At 70.1% G+C, this 15,963-nt stretch carries 17 protein-coding genes; 13 read left to right on the top strand and 4 right to left on the bottom strand.

Going from position 1 to position 15,963, the window contains the following annotated elements:
• Positions 1–8 precede the first annotated feature (8 nt).
• Both ACIA5D_RS30745 and ACIA5D_RS30750 read right to left on the bottom strand, forming a co-directional pair.
• Positions 9–1,634, bottom strand: coding sequence for a glycoside hydrolase family 27 protein (locus tag ACIA5D_RS30745; protein ID WP_396033833.1), 1,626 nt, complete (start codon positions 1,632–1,634; stop codon positions 9–11).
• A 3-nt stretch (positions 1,635–1,637) separates the two neighbouring features.
• A complete protein-coding gene (locus ACIA5D_RS30750; protein WP_396033834.1) occupies positions 1,638–2,741 on the bottom strand; it encodes a ricin-type beta-trefoil lectin domain protein in 1,104 nt (367 codons plus the stop codon).
• Between the two features lie 460 nt (positions 2,742–3,201).
• Between ACIA5D_RS30750 and ACIA5D_RS30755 the strand changes: the two genes are divergently transcribed.
• The 5 genes from ACIA5D_RS30755 to ACIA5D_RS30775 all read left to right on the top strand — a co-directional run bounded on the left by ACIA5D_RS30755 (position 3,202) and on the right by ACIA5D_RS30775 (position 7,841).
• Positions 3,202–4,689 carry a non-reducing end alpha-L-arabinofuranosidase family hydrolase gene (locus ACIA5D_RS30755; RefSeq protein ID WP_396033835.1) on the top strand — a complete coding sequence of 496 codons (1,488 nt, stop codon included), beginning with the start codon at positions 3,202–3,204 and terminating at the stop codon, positions 4,687–4,689.
• Between the two features lie 248 nt (positions 4,690–4,937).
• Positions 4,938–5,963: a Rieske 2Fe-2S domain-containing protein gene (locus ACIA5D_RS30760; RefSeq protein WP_396033836.1), complete on the top strand. Its 1,026-nt coding sequence runs from the start codon at positions 4,938–4,940 to the stop codon at positions 5,961–5,963.
• A 41-nt stretch (positions 5,964–6,004) separates the two neighbouring features.
• The gene (locus ACIA5D_RS30765) at positions 6,005–6,181 is read left to right on the top strand and encodes a hypothetical protein (RefSeq protein WP_396033837.1); all 177 of its coding nucleotides are present in this window, start codon (positions 6,005–6,007) and stop codon (positions 6,179–6,181) included.
• Positions 6,169–7,095, top strand: a complete 927-nt coding sequence (locus tag ACIA5D_RS30770) for a PDR/VanB family oxidoreductase (protein ID WP_396033838.1) — start codon at positions 6,169–6,171, stop codon at positions 7,093–7,095. Before ACIA5D_RS30765 ends, ACIA5D_RS30770 begins: the two co-directional genes overlap by 13 nt.
• On the top strand, positions 7,092–7,841 hold the full coding sequence (locus tag ACIA5D_RS30775; protein WP_396033839.1) for an IclR family transcriptional regulator: 750 nt from the start codon (positions 7,092–7,094) through the stop codon (positions 7,839–7,841). Before ACIA5D_RS30770 ends, ACIA5D_RS30775 begins: the two co-directional genes overlap by 4 nt.
• A 13-nt stretch (positions 7,842–7,854) precedes the next feature.
• Here the strand turns inward: ACIA5D_RS30775 and ACIA5D_RS30780 are convergent, their stop codons facing one another.
• Positions 7,855–8,241, bottom strand: a complete 387-nt coding sequence (locus tag ACIA5D_RS30780; protein ID WP_396033840.1) for a Rid family detoxifying hydrolase — start codon at positions 8,239–8,241, stop codon at positions 7,855–7,857.
• Between the two features lie 97 nt (positions 8,242–8,338).
• On the opposite strand from ACIA5D_RS30780, the gene ACIA5D_RS30785 reads away from it, so the two are divergent.
• The 8 genes from ACIA5D_RS30785 to ACIA5D_RS30820 all read left to right on the top strand — a co-directional run bounded on the left by ACIA5D_RS30785 (position 8,339) and on the right by ACIA5D_RS30820 (position 15,839).
• Positions 8,339–9,118, top strand: a complete 780-nt coding sequence (locus ACIA5D_RS30785; RefSeq protein ID WP_396033841.1) for an LLM class F420-dependent oxidoreductase — start codon at positions 8,339–8,341, stop codon at positions 9,116–9,118.
• 747 nt (positions 9,119–9,865) lie between these two features.
• Positions 9,866–10,861: an AAA family ATPase gene (locus ACIA5D_RS30790; RefSeq protein ID WP_396033842.1), complete on the top strand. Its 996-nt coding sequence runs from the start codon at positions 9,866–9,868 to the stop codon at positions 10,859–10,861.
• The gene (locus ACIA5D_RS30795) at positions 10,858–11,826 is read left to right on the top strand and encodes a DUF58 domain-containing protein (RefSeq protein ID WP_396033843.1); all 969 of its coding nucleotides are present in this window, start codon (positions 10,858–10,860) and stop codon (positions 11,824–11,826) included. The genes ACIA5D_RS30790 and ACIA5D_RS30795 overlap by 4 nt, the downstream gene beginning before the upstream one ends.
• Positions 11,823–12,776: a VWA domain-containing protein gene (locus tag ACIA5D_RS30800; RefSeq protein ID WP_396033844.1), complete on the top strand. Its 954-nt coding sequence runs from the start codon at positions 11,823–11,825 to the stop codon at positions 12,774–12,776. Before ACIA5D_RS30795 ends, ACIA5D_RS30800 begins: the two co-directional genes overlap by 4 nt.
• Before the next feature lie 13 nt (positions 12,777–12,789).
• Positions 12,790–13,641: a S1C family serine protease gene (locus ACIA5D_RS30805; RefSeq protein ID WP_396033845.1), complete on the top strand. Its 852-nt coding sequence runs from the start codon at positions 12,790–12,792 to the stop codon at positions 13,639–13,641.
• 7 nt (positions 13,642–13,648) lie between these two features.
• The gene (locus tag ACIA5D_RS30810; RefSeq protein WP_396033846.1) at positions 13,649–14,332 is read left to right on the top strand and encodes a response regulator transcription factor; all 684 of its coding nucleotides are present in this window, start codon (positions 13,649–13,651) and stop codon (positions 14,330–14,332) included.
• Positions 14,329–15,531 carry a sensor histidine kinase gene (locus ACIA5D_RS30815; RefSeq protein ID WP_396033847.1) on the top strand — a complete coding sequence of 401 codons (1,203 nt, stop codon included), beginning with the start codon at positions 14,329–14,331 and terminating at the stop codon, positions 15,529–15,531. The genes ACIA5D_RS30810 and ACIA5D_RS30815 overlap by 4 nt, the downstream gene beginning before the upstream one ends.
• A complete protein-coding gene (locus ACIA5D_RS30820) occupies positions 15,516–15,839 on the top strand; it encodes a hypothetical protein (RefSeq protein WP_396033848.1) in 324 nt (107 codons plus the stop codon). The genes ACIA5D_RS30815 and ACIA5D_RS30820 overlap by 16 nt, the downstream gene beginning before the upstream one ends.
• Here ACIA5D_RS30820 and ACIA5D_RS30825 read toward each other — a convergent pair.
• Positions 15,817–15,921, bottom strand: a complete 105-nt coding sequence (locus ACIA5D_RS30825) for a hypothetical protein (RefSeq protein ID WP_396033849.1) — start codon at positions 15,919–15,921, stop codon at positions 15,817–15,819. The genes ACIA5D_RS30820 and ACIA5D_RS30825 overlap by 23 nt on opposite strands.
• Positions 15,922–15,963 lie beyond the last annotated feature (42 nt).

A 15,963-nucleotide genomic window follows, 5' to 3' on the forward strand; every position in this document is an offset into this window, starting at 1 on the left:
TAAGGGGATCAGACGCGGGACCATCGCTGGTTGGCGGCGGCGCTGCAGGTCCAGAGCAGGACGAGAGTGCCGTTCGCCGTGAGGTTGTGGTCGACGTCGAGGCACAGCCCGGACTGGGTGCCGCGGATGGTGCCGTCGCTGTTGAGCGTCCACTGCTGGTTGGCGCCGCCGTTGCAGTCCCACAGCTGCGCCTTGGCGCCGGCGGTGGCGTTGACCGGGGCGTCGAGGCACTTGCCGAGCGCCTGCAGCGTCTGGCCGGAACTGGTCCAGCGCTGGTTGGCGCCGCTGTTGCAGTCCCAGATGACCGGCTGGGTTCCGTTGGCGGTGCTGCTGTTCGGCACGTCCAGGCAGCGGCCGGACGCGGCGCTGACCAGGGTGGTGGCACCGGAGGGAGTGCCGGTGCCGCCGCCACTGACCCGGTACACCACGGTGCCGTGGCCCGGCACGGAGGCACTGATCGACCCGGTGCTGGTGCTCGTCGCACCGCTCCAGGCGTCGCGCAGGGTGAACGAGTCGCCGGTCTTGCCGATCGCGGCGGCCGTGGTGGAGATGGTCGTGGTGCCGCTGCCCTGGTTGAACAATGCCACCGCGACGTCGCCGTTGGACAATCGCTTGGCCAGCACCCGGCGCGTGCCGTCGTTCGAGATCTGCGTCGCCTGCAGGCCGAGGGAGTCCTGGTTGATCGCGATCAGGTTCTGGTTCTTCAGGATCGTCTGCGTGGCGGTGTTCATGCTGCGGATGTCGTTGCCGGCGATCAGCGGCGAGGCCAGCATCGCCCACAGCGCGAAGTGGCTGCGCATCTCGGTGTCGGTCATGCCGCCGCGGCCGACCTCCATCATGTCCGGGTCGTTGAAGGCGCCCGGCCGGGCGTATCCGGCCAGCGGCACGGTGACGTTGACGATGTTCTGAATGCCCATCGGGTAGCCGTTGGTCTGGCCGGTGTCCCAGGCGTTGGTGATGTCCTCGGTGGTGCGCCACATGTTGGCCACGTCGCCCCAGTTGCGCTGCGGGCCGGTCTTGGCGTGGATGCTGTTGGGATTGATGCTGTAGACGATCGGCCGGCCGGTGGATGCCAGCGCGTCGCGCATCTTGGCGAACGTGGCGACCTGCTCGTCGATGGTGCCGTTCGGCGAGCACCAGTCGTACTTGAGGTAGTCGACGCCCCAGGCGGCGAACTGCCTGGCGTCCTGGGCCTCGTGGCCCTGGCTGCCGGTCGCGCCCGGGTACGAGCTGAAGTACTGGGCGCAGGTCTTGTCGACCGGCACCTCGTAGAGCCCGAACTTCAGGCCCTTGCCGTGCAGGTAGTCGCCGAGGGCTTTCATCCCGCTGGGGAAGCGCGACGAATCGCCCTGCAAGTTGCCGGCCGAGTCGCGGTTCGGGTTGAACCAGCAGTCGTCCACCACGACGTACTGGTAGCCGAGGTCCCGCATCCCGCTGCTGACGATGGCGTCGGCCATCTGCCGGATCAGCGTCTCGTTGATGTTGCAGCCGAACGTGTTCCAGCTGTTCCAGCCCATCGGCGGCGTGCGGGCCACGCCGTTCTCCAAGGCCTGCGCGGCGGGGGCGGAAACGACGCTCAAAGCGCCGGAAACCAGTAGCAGCCCCGCAACGAGCGCGGTCTTCAGCCGTCTCATCGGTTACCGCCTTGTCCATTGTTGGTTCGCGGCGGCGGTGCAGGTCCACAGGACGACCTGTGTGCCGTTGGTGGTGGCGTTGCCGCTGACGTCCAGGCAGAGACCGGACTGGGCATTGCTGATCGTGCCGTTGGAGTTCAGATTCCACCGCTGGTTGGTGCCGCCGTGGCAGTCCCACAGCTGCGCCTTGGCGCCCGCGGTGGCGTTGGTGGGTGAGTCCAGGCATTTGCCGACGGCCTGCAGGGTCTGGCCGCTGAGAGTCCAGCGCTGGTTGGCGGCGCCGCTGCAGTCCCAGATGATCGGCTGGGTGCCGTTGGCGGTGTTGCCGCCCGGCACGTCGAGGCAGCGGCCGGAGGCGGCGCCGACCAACGCGCCGTCGGTGCTGGAACTGCCGGGAGTGCCGATGGATCCGGGCACGGAGCGCAGCGCCGCGTACCAGGCGGCGGCCATCTTGTCGTAACCGGTGGCCGTGGGGTGGATGCCGTCGATGAGATCCGCGGTGGTCAGCGCGGCATGCATGTCGACGAGGTGGACCCGCTTGCCGGCGTTGACCTTGGCCTGCACGATCCCGGGAACGGCGGCGTTGAAGGTGCGCGCGGCGGATTCCTGGCTCGCGGAGCTCAACGGGATGATCGTGGCCACGAACACGTCGGCCGACGGCGCCGCCGCGGTGATGTGGTCGATGAGGGTGGACAGCCGGTTCGGTGCGCCGCCGAGGTTGTAGTTCTGCAGCACGTCGTTGGTGCCGATGTGCAGCAGCACGGTCCGGGGGCCGGCGCCGGCCAGCCATCCGTTGATGTTGGCGTCGATCTGGTCGATCCGCCACCCGGGATGGCCTTCGTGATCGTGATCGCCGAGCGCGGCCGGCCCGTTGAACTGCGTGCCGACCAGATCGACCCGGTAGCCGGCGGCGGCCATCCGCTGCCACAGGCCGATGCGGTAACCGCCGGGGACCTGGGTGCCCTCGGTGATGGAGTCGCCCAGCGGCATGACCCGCACGCCGCCGTTCGACTCCGCGGCCGCGCTGCCGGCCGGGAGAGCGATGCCGGCTGCCGCCACCATGGCGCTGAGCGCCGTGGCCACCAACCAGCGTCTTCTTCTGCGCACGGGGATGTCTCCTTTCGAAGCACGCTCCGTCGAGCCGGAGCAGCCGAAACCGATCGTGTTAGCGATAACAGCGCCACGCGCATCCGACTCCGCGTCGCGGGGAGATGATGGGAATGGATGCGAACGTTAACAGCCTGATCCGTGAGATTGCCAGAATGTTTCCGCACCTTCAAGTGGCATTCGTCGATGGAACGGTACGTCTCGCGAAGCGAGTATCGTGCTCATCCCCGGCTGGAACGGATATCAGCAGGTCAAGCCAGCACTTACCGGGGCAACGCCGACCGGTGGACGGCCCGAGGAAATCGACGACGACTTTCGACCGGCGCGTACATAACAAGTTTTCAGTGCCCAATTGGATAAATCCCATTCTTGACTGGGAAGTTGTGAAGGTTAACATCGACGAAACGTAATCGCCGACGCTTCGCGATCCACCGCGCGTCAGCAACATCAGGAGGACTACGTGAATCCATCCCCGCACCGACGCCGCCGATGGCTCACGGCGGCAGCCGCTGCGTTGACCACGCTGGCCGGTGGCGTGCTCACGTTCGTGAACGCTCCTGCGGCGTCGGCCGCGACCATCGACACCAGCGCCTGGTACGTGCTGGTCAACCGCAACAGCGGAAAGGCGCTCGACGTCTACAACCTGGCCACCAACGACGGGGCGCGGATCACTCAGTGGTCGCGCAATGACCAGAACCAGCAGCAGTGGCAGTTCGTCGACTCCGGCGGCGGCTACTACCGGCTCAAGTCACGACTGTCCGGCAAGGTCCTCGACGTCTACAACTGGTCCACCGCCGACGGCGGCTCCATCGTCCAGTGGACCGACAGCAACGCCGCCAACCAGCAGTTCAGCATTCAGGACATCGACGGTTACATCCAGCTGATCAACCGGAACAGCGGCAAGGCCGTCGAGGTGCAGGGCGCCGCCACCACCGACGGCGGCAACATCGTCCAGTACGCCGACTGGAACGGCACCAATCAGCAGTGGGCGCTCGCCCGGGTCGGTGGCTCCACCCCCACGACGACGCCGACCGGCGGCACGTGTTCCCTTCCGTCGTCCTATCGGTGGAGCTCGACCGGGGCGCTGGCGACTCCCAAGTCAGGCTGGGCTTCGCTCAAGGACTTCACCACCGTCCCCTACAACGGCCGGCACCTCGTCTACGCCACGACGCACGACAACGGATCGACCTGGGGCTCGATGAACTTCGGAGTCTTCACCAACTGGTCCGACATGGCCTCAGCCAGCCAGAACGGCATGACCTCGGGCACCGTCGCACCAACACTGTTCTACTTCGCGCCCAAGAGCATCTGGATACTCGCCTACCAATGGGGCCCGACCGCCTTCTCCTACAAAACCTCCAGCGACCCCACCAACCCCAACGGCTGGTCCTCCGCACAAACCCTGTTCACCGGCAGCATCTCAGGCTCCGGCACCGGCCCCATCGACCAAACCCTCATCGCCGACAGCAGCAACATGTACCTGTTCTTCGCCGGCGACAACGGCAAGATCTACCGCGCCAGCATGCCCATCGGGAACTTCCCCGGCAACTTCGGCTCCACCTACACCACCATCATGACCGACTCCACCAACAACCTCTTCGAAGCACCCCAGGTCTACAAAGTCGCAGGCCAGAACCAATACCTCATGATCGTCGAGGCCATCGGAAGCCAAGGCCGCTACTTCCGCTCCTTCACCGCCACCAGCCTCGCCGGCACCTGGACACCACAAGCCGCCACCGAAAGCAACCCCTTCGCCGGCAAAGCCAACAGCGGCGCCACCTGGACCAACGACATCAGCCACGGCGACCTGATCCGCTCCACCGCCGACCAGACCATGACCATCGACCCCTGCAACCTCCAACTGCTCTACCAAGGGCGAGCCACCAGCTCCGGCGGCGACTACGGCCTGCTCCCCTACCGGCCCGCCGTGCTCACCCGGCAACCGTGACGGGACACAGACCTGACTGAGGTCCCGAGGCCGCCCCGTCACGCACCGGACGGGGCGGCCACCGCGAACACGTGCATGGCCGGGCCGGCGACCGGGCCGTGGCTGACCTCGGGCAGCGTGACGTACTTGACCGCCTTGGTCTGGTCCAGCGGGATGGCCGCGAAGTACAGGCCGCCTCCTCGTGACGGCTACTTCCGAAATCCGGAAGAGCCGGACCGGTCCGGGGTGACTGCCGTCACGCTGAGCCGATGAGCGAATTCGTACGGAACCAGTGGTACGTGGCGGCGTACGGCCGGGAGATCGGCCGGGAACTGTTCAGCCGCACCGTCTGCGGCGAGTCCATCCTGTTCTGGCGGACCGAGGCCGGGGATGTCGCCGCGATGAGCGACCGCTGCGTGCATCGGCGATTCCCGCTCTCCCAGTCGCCCAGTCATCTGGTCGGCGACACCGTGGTCTGCGGCTATCACGGCTTCACCTACGACCGGGGCGGCGCCTGCGTGGCCGTGCCGGGCCAGACCCGGATCCCGCGTACGGCTCGGCTCACGTCCTATCCCGTGACCGAGCTCGACGGCTTCGTCTGGGTCTTCATCGGCGATCCGGTCAACGCCGGCTCCACCGGCATTCCCCGGGCGCCGTGGCTCGACATGCCGGGCTGGACCACGGTCTCCGGGATGGAACCGCTGGCCGCCCGGTACAGCCTGCTGGTCGACAACCTGCTCGACCTGTCCCACGAGACCTACCTGCACGGCGGCTACATCGGCACGCCGGAGGTCGCCGACACGCCGATCGTCACCCGGGTCGACGAGGAGGCCGGGATCGTGTACGTCTCCCGGCGGATGGCCGATGCCGCCTGCCCGCCCTTCTACGCCAAGAGCACCGGCATCACCGGCCGGATCACCCGCTGGCAGGACATCGAGTTCACGCCGCCCTGCCTCTACCTGCTGCACAGCCGGATCGCGCCGGTCGGGGTGCCGCCCGGCGCGGACGGCGCCGACCCCGACGCGTTCCACGTCGAGGTGGTCTACGCGCTCACTCCGGAGACCGAGCACTCGACACACGACTTCTGGGCGGTGGCCCGCGATTTCGCCCTCGACGACCAGGGCGTGTCCGACTTCCTGGCCGAGAACAACCGGACCGTCGTCCTGCAGGACGTGGCCGCGCTCAACGTCCTCGAGCAGGTCATCGCCACCGAGCCGGACGGATACCAGGAACTGTCGATCAACATCGACACCGGCGGTCTCGCCGCCCGCCGGATGATCGCCAAGCTCCGATGACCAACCCCTCGATGATCGGCCCCTCGATGATCGGCCCTTCCATGATCAGCCGCAGAGTGCTGCAGGTCGACTGGGTGCCGGGCTCCGACCAGTTGCGCGGGCGCTGCCACTGCGGCGCCGAATCGGTCGCGGACGATCCGGTCGCCATGTGGCGGTGGCTGCTTGCCCATCCGGACCATCCATCCCCCGTACGCCGGGAAGACCCGTGCAGCGGCTGACCATCAGCCGGCGCGAGGCGGTTGCCGACGGTGTCGTGGCGCTCGACCTGCGTGACCCGTCCGGGTCCGACCTGCCGGCCTGGACGCCAGGTGCGCACATCGACCTGGTGCCGGCCGCCGACGTCGTGCGTCAGTACTCGCTCTGCGGTGACCCGGCCGACCGCACGGTCTGGCGAATCGCCGTGCTCCGCGAGCCGGACGGCCGCGGCGGCTCGCTGGCGGTGCACGAGCTCCACGAGGGCGACCTGATCGAGGTACGCGGCCCGCGCAACCACTTCCCGCTCGTGCCGGCCACCCGCTACCTGTTCGTCGCGGGTGGCATCGGCATCACCCCACTGCTGCCCATGATGGCCGCCGCCGCGGCGGCCGGCGCGCAGTGGCGGCTGCACTACGGCGGCCGCAGCCGGGGCTCCATGGCCTTCCGGTCGGCGCTCTGCTCCGCGTACGGGGCCCAGGTGTCCCTTCATCCCCAGGACGAGACCGGTCTGCTCGACCTCGACGCGATCCTCGCGGACGAGCCGGCGGGCACGCCGGTCTACTGCTGCGGACCGGAACCGCTGCTGACGGCGATCGAGCAGCGCTGCGCCGGCCGGCCGCTGCATCTGGAGCGCTTCGCCCCGAAGGAGCAGGGCGAGCCGGTCCGCGCCGACTCGTTCGAGGTGGAGTTGACCCGCACCGGCCGCACCCTGACCGTGTCACCCGGCCAGTCGATCCTGCGAGCCGTCGAGGACGCCGGCATCGAGGTGCTCTGGTCGTGCACCGAAGGAACCTGCGGCACGTGTGAGACGGCTGTGCTCGGCGGGGAGGTCGACCATCGGGACAGCCTGCTGACGCCCGGGGAACGAGCGGCGAACGACACGATGTTCATCTGCGTCTCCCGCGCGGCCGGTCCACGGCTGATCCTGGATCTATGACTTCCAGGGGCACGACCGGGCCGGTGCTGCGGCGGGCCACCCAACTGCTGACGGCGTTCACGCCGGACCGGCCGGCCCTGACGCTGACCCAGCTGTCCCGCCGCGCCGGCCTGCCCCTGACGACCACGCATCGCCTCGTGGCCGAGCTGGTTCAGTGCGGCCTGCTGGAACGCGACGCCGACGGCCGGCACCGGGTCGGTCTGCGGCTCTGGGAAATCGCCTCGCTGGCCCCGCGCGGCCTCGGCCTGCGCGAGCGGGCCCTGCCGTACATGGAAGACCTGTTCGCCGTCACCCGGGAGAACGTGCAGCTGGCGGTTCGCGAGGGGGTCGAATCGGTCTACGTGGAGCGGCTCGCCGGCCGGCACGCCGTCCCCGTGCTGACCAGGGTGGGCGGCCGCTTCCCGCTGCATCCCACCGGCGTCGGCCGGGTGCTGCTGGCGCACGCGCCGGCCGAGATTCAGGAGTCCGTGCTCGCCGCTCCCCTCACCCGGTTCACCCCGCTCACCGTCACCGACCCGGACGCGCTGCGCAAGATCCTCGCGGACGTCCGGGCGCACGGCTTCGCGGTGAACGACCGCCAGGTGACCATGGACTCGCTCTCGGTGGCCGCACCGATCCGCGCCGCCGACGGCGAGGTGGTGGCAGCCGTGTCGATCGTGGTGGCGGCCGGAACGGCCCTGCCGGCCGCGCTGGCCCCGGCGGTGCGGGCCACCGCACAAGGCATCACCCGCGCGCTGCGGTCATGACCACCCAGGCGGGTCACGATGGCGTGACCGTTGCGATCGCCTCGATCGAGATCAGCAGACCGCGCGGCAGCTGAGCGCCGGCCGGGGCCGAGCGGGCCGGCGGCGGGTCCGGCATGTGGGCCGCGTAGATCTCGTTGATGGTCGCGAAGTCGGCCAGGTCCCGGTAGAAGATCGTGGTCTTGACCAGCGTCGACAGCGACGCCCCGGCGGCGGTGAGGATCGCCTCCAGGTTGCGCAACGCGAGCCGGGTCTGCTCGGCGATCCCCGCCGGAATCTCGCCGGTGACCGGGTCGATGCCCGCCGTGCCGGAGCAGAACACCAGGCCGCCGGCCACGATGGCCTGGCTGTACGGTCCGATCGCCGGGGGCGCCTGCCCGGTCGAGATCACTTGTCGGTCCACGATTCTCCACGTCCCTTCATTGCCACCGTCCTTCGTTGCCACCGTCGCGATTGTGCACGCGGCGCGCCACGCGGGTTCCAGCGCCTAGGCTGTGATCATGACTTCGAGGCCCGTCCGGATCGGTCTTCAGATCCAGCCACAGCATGCCGACTACCGCGGCATCCGCCGTGCCGTCGCCGAGGCGGAAGACCTGGGCACGGACATCCTGTTCAACTGGGATCACTTCTTCCCGCTGTCCGGCGACCCGGACGGCCTGCACTTCGAGTGCTGGACAATGCTGGCCGCCTGGGCCGAGCAGACCTCCCGGGTCGAGATCGGCGCGCTGGTGACCTGCAACAGCTACCGCAACCCGGACCTGCTCGCCGACATGGCCCGCACCGTCGACCGGATCGGCGACGGCCGCCTGATCCTCGGCATCGGCTCCGGCTGGTTCGAGCGGGACTACCAGGAATACGGCTACGACTTCGGCACCGCCGGCGGCCGCCTCGACGACCTCGCCGAGGCGCTGCCGCGCATCGAGGCCCGGTTCGGCGCGCTGAACCCGCCGCCGACCCGCAAGATCCCGGTCCTGATCGGCGGCGGCGGCGAGAAGAAGACCCTGCGCCTGGTCGCGAAGCACGCCGATATCTGGCACAGCTTCGGCGACGCCCACACGATCGAGCGCAAGACCGGCATCCTCCGGCAGCACTGCGCGGACGTCGGCCGCGACCCCGCCGAGATCGAGATCTCGGCCGCGGTGTCCGGCAGCCCGGCCGAGACGGGCCCGGCCCTGCTGGACACCGGCGTCACCCTGTTCACCGTCGAGACCGACGGTCCCGGCTGCGACCTCACTGAGCTGCGCCGATGGCTCGCCTGGCGCGACGAGATCAACGCATGACCCGTCCGGCTATCCGCAGCGCACGTCGACGTTGGTGACATCGGCGTCCTCGACGGTGCCGGCGGCATTGGTGCTTCCCGTTTCCGGACCCTGGCCAATCGACCGAGATCAACCAGCCTGACTGTCGTATTGCCGCGTGATGCGCGAGCGACGCCCCGCTGTTCTCCTGACGTGCGGGCGGCGGCGCGCGGCCTGCGCCGACAACAGCGATCGTGGTCATGGTGCTCCCTCAAAGACGATGGACCGCCCGCCGTCGTAGCGCGGGCAGTCGCCGTAGAGCGTTCGTGCTGGGCTTTCGGTGACAAGGAGAACGGCGGAGTCGGCGGTCGGCGGATCGGCCGGTCTGGTCGTGGTGACCCAGCCGAGCGCCGCAAGCCCAAGGGCCACGACGAGCAGCAGTCTCATACCGGTGGTCAGGAGCAACTCACTGTCCCTTTCCTTCATGCCATGCGTTCAGCCTCAGCAAAGCGAATCGGCGGACGCCCAGCTCGGTGAGTCGCATCAGCGGGCGACCTGGACCGTACGCAGCCGGCCGTAGCTTCCGCCAGGACCCACGTTCTACGCATGGCTCTCCTCCCCCCGCCGGCGGAAACCCTGTCGGCAGCTCATCAGGCCGGGGCGAAAGCCAGGGGAAAGTTCCGTCTTCGGTCCGTTTTCGGTGCTGCCCGCTGTCATGGGAGGCCAGGGCGGGCGCTCGACGCCACCCCCGGGCTCGGGCGTCCGCCCCCGTCGTCACCGAGGAGAACCATGACCGACATTTCCGCAGGCGCTGACGTGCAGTTGCTCGAACAGACGCTGTTCGAGGTGAAGAAGGTGATCGTCGGGCAGGACCGGCTGGTCGAGCGGCTGATGACCGCGCTGCTCGCCGGCGGCCACTGTCTGCTCGAAGGCGTGCCCGGCGTCGCCAAGACCCTTGCCGCCGAAACGCTCGCCGTCGCCGTGGGCGGCAGCTTCCACCGCATCCAGTTCACCCCGGACCTGGTGCCGTCGGACATCCTCGGCACCCGGATATACCGGGCCAGCCGGGAAAGCTTCGACGTCGAGCTCGGCCCGGTGATGGCGAACCTGGTGCTGGCCGACGAGATCAACCGGGCGCCGGCGAAGGTCCAGTCGGCTCTGCTCGAGGTGATGGCCGAGGGGCACGTGTCCATCGGCGGCCGCACCTACCCCGTACCGCAGCCGTTCCTGGTCCTTGCCACCCAGAACCCGATCGAGAGCGAAGGCGTCTACCAGCTGCCCGAGGCGCAGCGAGATCGCTTCCTGATGCGGGTGGTCGTGGACTATCCGAGCGAGCAGGAGGAGCTCGGCATCCTGTACCGGATGGGCGGCGTACGGCCGAGCGCCCGTCCGGTGCTCGACACCGCCAAGCTCGCCGCGCTGCAGGCCCGGGCCCGGGACGTCTTCGTGCATCACGCCCTGGCCGAATACGTGGTCCGGCTGGTGATGGCGACCCGGAAGGACATTCCCGAGCTTGCGTACGGGGCCAGCCCGCGCGCCACCCTCGGCCTGGTCGCCGCCGCCCGTGCCCTGGCCCTGCTGCGCGGCCGCGACTACGTCCTGCCCGGCGACATCGTGGACCTCGCCCCGGACGTGCTCGCGCACCGGCTCGTGCTCTCCTTCGACGCGGTCGCCGACGACGTGCCGGCCGAGAGCATCGTGCGGCGCATCGTCGAGGCCGTACCTCTGCCGCTGATCGCGCCGGCGCAGGAGAACACCGGCGCGGGTCTGGGGGTGGCGGCGTGATCGAGGGCGCATCGCTGAACGAGCTGACTCCCGAACGACGGCTGCGCCGGCTGGAACTGATGATCACCCGGCGGCTGGACGGGCTGCTGCACGGCTCCTACCTCGGCCTTCTGCCCGGCCCGGGCAGCGAGCCGGCGGGCAGCCGCGAATACCAGCCCGGCGAGGACGAGGTGCGCCGGATGGACTGGTCGGTGACCGCGCGCACGAATGTGCCGCACGTGCGCACCGTCGACGCCGACCGTGAACTCGGCACGCTGGTGCTGGTCGACGCGACCGCCAGCATGGACTTCGGCACCGCCGACTTCGAGAAGCGGGAACTGGCGACCGCCGCGGCCGCGGCGGTCGGCTTCCTCACCACCGGCGCCGGCAACCGGCTCGGCGCCCACCTGCTCACCGCCGACGGCGTCCGGCGTTTCCCGGCGCGGGGCGGCCGCCCGCATCTGCTCGCCATCCTGCGAACCTTGCTCACCGCGCCGCGGGCGCTGCCGGCCGACCAGCAGACCGGCCTGGCGACCGCCATCGGGGGCCAGCACCGGTCGGCGGGCCGCCGGGGCCTGACGGTGGTGATCTCGGACTTCCTGGACGGCCTCGACCAGGACGGCCTCGGACCCGCTGCCCCGAACTGGGAGCGGCCGCTGCGCCGGCTCGCCATCCGGCACCAGGTTCTGGCCGTCCAGGTCGGCGACCCGCGCGAGCAGGACCTGCCCGACGTCGGCCTGCTCACCCTGGTCGACCCGGAGACCGGGCACCGCCGCGAGGTGTCCACCGCGGGCCGGCGCCTGCGCGAGCGTTACGCGGCTGCCGCTCAACGGCAACAAGACACCATCACCGCCGCCGTACGCCGATCCGGCGCCGCCCACCTGCGGCTGCGCACCGATCGCGACTGGGTGGCCGACATCGTCCGGCACGTACGAGCGCAACGCCGCCTCGCCCGCGCCGCCCGCAACGGAGGTGCCCGAGCATGAACTGGCTTTCCCCGGAACGGCTGTGGTTGCTGACCGGTGTCGTCGCGCTGGCGGTCGCGTACGTGATCGCGCAGCGCCGCCGCAGCCGCTACGCCGTCCGATTCACCAACCTCAAGCTTCTCGGCCGGGTCGCGCCGAAACGACCGGGCTGGCGCCGGCACCTGCCGGCGAGCCTGTTCCTGGCCATGCTCGCCCTGCTGGTGGCCGGGTTCGCCCGGCCGCAGGCCGAGGTGCAGGTGCCCCGGGACCGGGCGACCGTGCTGGTGGCGGTGGACGTGTCCGGCTCGATGGGCGCCACCGACGTTGCCCCGGATCGGCTGGCCGCGGCCAAAGCGGCCGCCCGCGAGTTCGTCGCCGACCTGCCGGAACAGTTCAACGTCGGGCTGGTCGCCTTCAGCGGGACCGCCACGGTCCTGGTTCCGCCGGTCACCGACCGGGCGGCGGTCGGCGCCGGCATCGACTGGCTGGCCGAGGGAATCGCCGGACCGGGCGGCGGCACCGCCATCGGCGAGGCGATCGCCACCGCCCTGGACTCCATCCGCAGCCTCGACGCGGAGGCGGGCGAGGACATCCCGCCGGCCCGTGTGGTGCTGCTCTCCGACGGCGCCAACACCTCCGGGCAGGACCCGGCCCAGGCGGCCGGCCTGGCGGCCGAGCTCGGCGTGCCGGTGGACAGCATCTCCTTCGGCACCGCTGCCGGGGTGGTCTGGGGCAACACCCCGGTCCCGGTCGACGGCCAGACGCTGCAAGCGGTCGCGGACGCGACCGGCGGCAACTACTTCGAGGCCGGCAACGCCGACGAGCTACGGGACGCGTACGCCGACATCGGCAGCTCGGTCGGTTACCGCACCGAGACACAGGACGTCTCCGCCCGCTTCATCGGCGCCGGCCTCGCCTTGGCTCTCCTGGCCGCGCTGGCGTCCCTGCTCTGGTTCGCCCGCCTGCCCTGAAGGGACACCCTCCATGTCGACCACCGGCCTTGGCCCCGCAGCCCGCGGACCCGAGTTCGTCTCTCCCACCGTCGACCCACCGTCGTTCGTCGCACCATCGTCCGTGCTGCCGCCGTCCGCCCGCTCGGCGGCGCGGCGCCCGCCCATGCTGCTCATCACCGGCCTCGCCGTCGTCGTGGTCGCGGCCGGCGCCGGCGGAGCGGCCGGCTATCTGGCCGGCCGCGACGGGCCGCCGCCAACGCCGTACACCTCGAGCGGGGGCCCCGCCGACCTGGTGGGCGCAGCCGCGCGAACCCTTCCCGGCGTCGTGTCGGTGCAGGTGCGTACCGCGTCCGGCGGTGCTTCCGGATCCGGCTTCGTGTTCGACGACCGGGGCCACATCGTCACCAACAACCATGTCGTCGCGGCCGGCGGAGCGGTGACCATCGTCGGATCGGACGGGCGGCGCCTCGACGCCGACGTGGTCGGCACCGACCCGGGCAACGACATCGCGGTGCTGCGGGTGTCACCGTCGGCCGCATTGCGCCCGCTGGCGTTCGCCGATCCGAGCCGCACCCGGGTGGGCGAGCCGGTGCTGGCCGTCGGCTCACCGCTGGGGTTGTCCGGCACGGTCACCGCCGGCATCGTCAGCGCCCTCGACCGCCAGGTCCGTCTGGGCGGCGCCGCCCGGCAGACGGCGGTGCAGACCGACGCCTCCGTCAACCCCGGCAACTCCGGCGGCCCGCTGGTCAACGCGCGCGGTGAGGTCGTCGGCGTCAACACCGCGATCGCGACCTTGGAGGGCGGCGGGTCGATCGGGATCGGCTTCGCCGTACCCATCGAGCGCGCCCGGCAGGTCACCGATGACATCATCGCCCGGGGATAGTCGAATCATGCGACTGCTGGTGGTAGAGGACGAGGAAGACCTGGCCGAGGGCCTGCGCGTGGGCCTGACCCGGGCCGGCTACGCCGTGGACCTGGCCGCGGACGCTGCCCAGGCCTACGAGCAGCTGACCGTCAACGCGTACGACCTGATGCTGCTGGACGTCAACCTGCCCGACGGTGACGGCTTCACGCTCTGCCGGTCGGTGCGCACCGGCGAGATCCCCACTCCCGGAAACCACGAGCTGCGGGTACTCATGCTGACCGCGCGCGGCGACCTCTCCGACCGGGTCCGGGGCCTCGACGACGGCGCCGACGACTACCTGGTCAAACCGTTCCATCTCGCCGAGCTCCAGGCCCGGATCCGGGCCCTGCTGCGCCGCGACACCAACGGCACCACGGCCTGCCTCACCGTCGGTGACATCGTGCTCGACACCGCCCGGCACGAGGTCACCGTCCGTGCCGTCCCGCTGAACCTGACCCGCAAGGAATTCGGTGTCCTGGAATACCTGATGACGAGGCCGGGCAAGGTCGTATCCAGCGAGGAGTTGCTCGAGCACGTGTGGGACGCCAACGCCGACCCGTTCACCCAGACCGTCCGGGTCACGGTCGGCACGCTGCGCCGCAAGCTGGGCGAGGGCTCGATCGAAACCGTCGTGGGCAGCGGCTACCGGCTGAGCGGGAGCCGGTCGTGAAGCGCCCGGAGGTCGTCCGGTCGATCCGTTTCCGGCTGACCGTCGTCTATTCGACGCTGCTGTTCGCCCTCGGCGGCGCGGCGCTGGGCATCACGTACTTCGCGGTCGAGCGGACCACCTCACCGCAGCCGATCAACGAGCGCACGGCGAAGATCTACGAGAACTGGAGGTACGTGGGCACTACCACGGTCGCCGAGGTGAGCGAGATCGAAGCGGCGATCAACTACAACACCCTGCAGACCTTGCGTACGTACTCGTTGATCGCGCTCGGCGGCCTGTTCGTCGTCAGCCTCGGCGTCGGCTGGATCCTTTCCGGGCGGGTGCTGCGCCCGGTCGGGGCGATCACCCGCACCGCTCGGGAGATCCAGGCCACCGACCTGTCCCGGCGCATCCGCCTGGCCGGCCCGCAGGATGAGCTTCGCGACCTGGCCGACACCATCGACTCCATGCTCGACCGCCTGGACCACGCGTTCCGCGCCCAGCGGCAACTCATCGACGACGCCTCGCACGAGCTGCGCAGTCCCCTCGCCATCATCCGGACCCACCTGGACGCCACCCTCACCGCCCCGGAGGCCACCGAGCCGGAACGGGCCCGGTCGGTGGAGGTGATCGACCGGGCCACCAGCCGCATGGCCCGGCTGGTCGAGGATCTGCTGGCCACCGCCCGCCGCGACACCGACACCCTCACCGACACCGAGGTCGACCTGACCGCCATCGCCCGCGAAGCCGGCGAGGAGTGGTTCCTGCCCGACCGGCCGCTGCACCTGCGGTACGCCACCACCGACGGCCTACGCCTGATCGGCGACGCCGACGCCCTGCGCCGCGCCGTCGGCAACCTCGTGTCCAACGCCGTACGCCTGGCACCCGACCGATCAACCGTGACCATCGCGACCGGCCGGACCGGATCCTGGCTGTGGATGGCCGTCGCCGATGAGGGCCCGGGCATCGCCGCCGAGGATCTGCCCCGCGTCTTCGACCGGTTCTGGCGTGGCACCGCCACCGACGGCAACCGTCGCAGCAGAGAGCGACGCACCGGCCTCGGCCTGGCCATCGTCCGCCAGATCGCCGAATCGCACGGCGGCCACGTCACCGCCTTCTCGACGCTCGGCCAGGGAAGCACCTTCGTGCTCTGGCTGCCCGCCACCGACCACGCCGACGACCAACCGCCCCCGATCATGAATCCGTGGCCCCCGCGCTGAGCAGCTGTACACCGCCCGTTTCGACATCCTGGCAGCGAACCCGCTCGGCATGGCCCTCTACGCGCCCATGTTCGCCGCCAGCACGGCACTGCCGGGTCAACTCCATGAGGTTCAACGGCACCAAGCGCCTGCGCCACCCCGCCATCGGCGAGCTCGACCTGGCTTACGAAGCGCTCGAGCTGCCCGGCAATGACGGTCTGACGATCCTGACCTACTCGGCAGCCGGGGACCCTTCCGGCGACGGCCTTGAACTGCTCGCTGCCTGGGCCGCGACGCAGCAGAGCGTTACGGCCCAGGCCAGAGGCTGATGGCCAGCACCTCGAAGGTCAGCTCCAGCGGGCCGACCACGGGATGGTGCATTCGCTTGGTGCCGGTCGTGCGGGCGCGCACGTCGTGGCGGGCCCAGCTGTTCTTGCACGCAGTAGCGGCTGG

Source organism: Actinoplanes sp. NPDC051513, from assembly GCF_044454685.1.
Lineage (GTDB): Bacteria > Actinomycetota > Actinomycetes > Mycobacteriales > Micromonosporaceae > Actinoplanes.

Bases quoted from the DNA above. Each gene is read 5' to 3' on its own strand.
- ACIA5D_RS30805 (WP_396033845.1), top strand. From the start codon at position 12,790: ATGTCGACCACCGGCCTTGGCCCCGCAGCCCGCGGACCCGAGTTCGTC.
- ACIA5D_RS30760 (WP_396033836.1), top strand. From the start codon at position 4,938: ATGAGCGAATTCGTACGGAACCAGTGGTACGTGGCGGCGTACGGCCGG.
- ACIA5D_RS30745 (WP_396033833.1), bottom strand. From the start codon at position 1,634: ATGAGACGGCTGAAGACCGCGCTCGTTGCGGGGCTGCTACTGGTTTCC.
- ACIA5D_RS30790 (WP_396033842.1), top strand. From the start codon at position 9,866: ATGACCGACATTTCCGCAGGCGCTGACGTGCAGTTGCTCGAACAGACG.
- ACIA5D_RS30775 (WP_396033839.1), top strand. From the start codon at position 7,092: ATGACTTCCAGGGGCACGACCGGGCCGGTGCTGCGGCGGGCCACCCAA.
- ACIA5D_RS30785 (WP_396033841.1), top strand. From the start codon at position 8,339: ATGACTTCGAGGCCCGTCCGGATCGGTCTTCAGATCCAGCCACAGCAT.
- ACIA5D_RS30800 (WP_396033844.1), top strand. From the start codon at position 11,823: ATGAACTGGCTTTCCCCGGAACGGCTGTGGTTGCTGACCGGTGTCGTC.
- ACIA5D_RS30810 (WP_396033846.1), top strand. From the start codon at position 13,649: ATGCGACTGCTGGTGGTAGAGGACGAGGAAGACCTGGCCGAGGGCCTG.
- ACIA5D_RS30765 (WP_396033837.1), top strand. From the start codon at position 6,005: ATGATCAGCCGCAGAGTGCTGCAGGTCGACTGGGTGCCGGGCTCCGAC.